The 3,275-nt window shown below is 45.8% G+C and carries 2 protein-coding genes; one reads left to right on the top strand and one right to left on the bottom strand.

The genetic code is table 11. The features are described 5' to 3' along the window. Complete coding sequence (locus tag AC4II3_RS20830; protein ID WP_488014386.1) at window positions 1-147, bottom strand: hypothetical protein; 147 nt, start codon at window positions 145-147, stop codon at window positions 1-3. 49 nt (window positions 148-196) lie between these two features. On the opposite strand from AC4II3_RS20830, the gene AC4II3_RS20825 reads away from it, so the two are divergent. Continuing rightward, the coding region (locus AC4II3_RS20825; protein ID WP_488029310.1) for a WD40 repeat domain-containing protein at window positions 197-3,275 on the top strand (3,079 nt) is incomplete at its 3' end.

The following is a 3,275-nucleotide window of genomic DNA, read 5'->3' as shown; positions in this document are numbered from 1 at the left end:
CTAACCCCTCCCAGGAGGGGAACGGGAATCGGGAATCGGGAATCGGGAATCGGGAGTAGGCGTAGGGTGCGTTAGGGAAGGGCTCGCCCTAATTTTCCACCTCGTAGCCAGTGTTGGGATAGCCCGCCCCGTAACGCACCACCTCATAGTCAGACCTTGAATTAAGAAACACCATGACACCCATTGCCATAACTCCATGACTAATAGTCAGCCACAGGATCATAACCAACACGCTGATCATCAACAGTTATTGAAGCAGCTGGCTTGGGCAATGGAAACGGCAGCCAGTGAACAGGAATTTTCCTTAATCTTTGCCCATTGTAATTATACCCAGTGGCGAGACCAGTTGATAAAACAGCTGGCCGAGGTGTGTTCGGTAGAGATTCTCCCGATTGGACTAACTCCGGAGGTCACCCAGCTCTACAGGACGATATACAGCAAGATTCAATCCCAACTGGGACAACAACAGCCCCAAGGGATTATGGTGTATGGCTTTGAGGTGGTAAGGAACCTTGAGCAACTGCTCAGATTAGCCAATCGAGTCCGGGAGGAGTTTCGCATACAGTTCCATGTCCCGGTTTTATTTTGGGTAGATGACCGAGTCTATTGCCAATTCCTGCGCTCCGCAAGGGATTTGGCCAGTTGGGGAACCGGTTCACCCCTGGACTTTAAAATTTCTAGCGCTAACGTAATCGAATTTATCAAACAGGTTACTGATCTTGGGTTTGCTCAAGTTTTAGCCGCTGGAGCCGCTGGGGGTTTTGACCATAAACATAATCTCAGTAACCAGCAGCTGGCTGACTTACGCTGGGCTTGGAAAGACTTGCAACATCAGCAGGTAGAATTAGCGCTAGACTTAGAAGCCAGTGTGGAATTTATCTTAGGTCGAGGAATTCCCGATGGTCTTAATCAGTCCCAGGAGCATTATCAACGAAGTATACAGCTCTGGGAACTTCTCGTGCTATATTACCGCCCTGCCGACCCCGAACATCTAATCCGATACGGATGTGTTCTGTTCCATATGGGGCAATGGTGGCGTACCTATGCTGATCAAGACCGGAATCAGGGTAACCAACATTGCCTAAGGGCTAGAGACTATTTTTTGCGATCGCATCAAGCCTTTGAGCAAGCCAAGCGTCCAGACTTATTGGCTAAGTTTATCAATCCCTTGGGGGAAATTCTACAAAGACTAGGACGATGGGATGAGTTGGAACAGTTAGGGAAAAAAGCCAAAGCCCTCCATAAAGAATATCCCAACCCGGTCTGGCTTGCCCATGATTACGGCTTTCTAGAGGCAGAATTCACTATCTCTCGCGCCCAATTGGATCGTGCCCAATGGCATTGGGTCAAGAAGTTGGCAACTAAAGCACTGAAAATCCTTACCGATGCCAATAATTCTGTTCAACTCCCTGGTGACCTGAGCCGGGAGCAGTTGGACTGGGCATTGGGACTTCATCAAGGTTGGTATCGCTTATCCTTAGGCAGATCCTACAAATATCTCGGTCAACCCCAGGACGGGATTAAGCATCTAAAGCAAGCCCAATACCAAACCAATCCTAACTTTAATCCTGATCTATATATTAAAATTCTCAGAGAATTGCGACAGCTCTACTTTGACCAAGGGGAGTATCAAAAAGCCTTCTCAGTTAAGGCATACCAGCAATCAATCGAGTATCAGTTCCGGTTTCGGGCATTTGTGGGCGTTGGTCAATTATCCCTCAAGGAACGAATCAGGGATACTCAGGTGGCTGATCGCATTGCTGCCTCTGGTCGAGAGCAAGCGATTAATGACTTAGTTGAGCGTATTGCTCGCAAAGACCACAAACTAACGGTAATTTGTGGCTCCTCCGGCGTGGGTAAAAGTTTTCTACTTCAGTCTGGTTTAATTCCGAGATTACAGCAAAAGATTATTGCCGCTCGGGATGTGGAACCAGTGTTGCTGAGGGTTTATAACCGGTGGCAGGATAGGTTGGCTGAAAAAATAATTGGAACAGAGCAGGAAGCAGAGAGGGAGAAAATTCTGGGGGAAATTCTCCACCAGCTGCAACACAATGGTGACACTAATCGACTGACTGTTCTAATTTTCGACCAGTTTGAAGAATTTTTCTTTCAGTATCCTCAGCCACAGCAACGGGGAGTTTTTTATCAATTCTTAAAAGACTGTCTAAGCCTTGAAGCCGTGAAGGTGATTCTGGCCTTGCGAGAAGATTATATCTATTATTTATTAGAGTGTAATGACCGCCTAATTAGTTTAGATGTCGTTAATAATGATATTCTCAGCAAGGATGTTATCTATTACTTAGGAAATTTTACTCAATCCCAGGCCAAAGGAGTTATTAAACGCTTAACGGAGCAAGCTAAGTTTTCCTTAGAACCAGAGCTGATTGAGCACTTGGTGAAAGATTTAGCAGCAGAAACGGGAGAAGTGCGTCCGATTGAATTGCAGGTGGTAGGAGCACAATTAGAAACCGAGGGAATTGTCACCTTGGATCAGTATCAGGAAGGGGGCGATAAGGCAAAACTAGTAGAGCGTTATCTGGACGCTGTGGTTACCGATTGTGGACCGAAATACCGAGAAACTACCTGGAAATTGTTGTTTCTCTTGACCAATGATAACCAACTGAGACCCTTAAGAACAGAGACTGAATTAGCTAGTGGCTTAACTTTAACCTCAGAGCAACTCACCTTGATTTTGGAGATTTTAGTGGGCTCAGGTTTAGTGTTTCAGATTCCACTAGGAACAGAAGAATTATATCAGTTGGTTCATGATTATTTAGTAGAGCCGATTCGGAAGAGATATGAGAATGATCGAGAAGGAAAATTGGCAAAGTTTTTAGAAGAGAAACAAAATCGGATTTTTGAGCAAAGGAAGCAAGAAGGAGCCAAACTAGAACGAGCAGGATTTACACATCTTAGCCAATTTAAGTATAGCCAGTTTGATGCCTTAGTAGCAGCTATGGAAACCGGGAAAGCTTTGAAAGCAATGGTCACCAAAAATACTCCCTTGAAAGACTATCCCGCTGCTAGTCCAATACTTGCTTTACAACGGATTCTTAACCAGATTCAGGAGCCTAGACTTGGGAAGCATCAGGGTAGGGTTGAGCAGGTGGAATTTAGCCCGGATGGTCAGTTGCTGGCTAGTGCTGGAGAGGACGGAATAGTGAGGTTGTGGGATATTAAAACTGGACAAGTTCAGGAATTTAAGGGCTATCAGGGTGTGGTTACCCAGGTGGAATTTAGCCAGGATGGTCAGCTGTTGGCTAGCGCTGGAGAGG

It is taken from the genome of Moorena sp., assembly GCF_982860115.1.
Note: the sequence above shows the minus strand (reverse complement) of the source record. Positions and strands in the feature narration are given on the sequence as shown.

What these genes read in the sequence shown, in the direction of transcription:
- AC4II3_RS20830 (WP_488014386.1), bottom strand. Translation starts at nt 147, where the DNA reads ATGAGGTGGTGCGTTACGGGGCGGGCTATCCCAACACTGGCTACGAGG.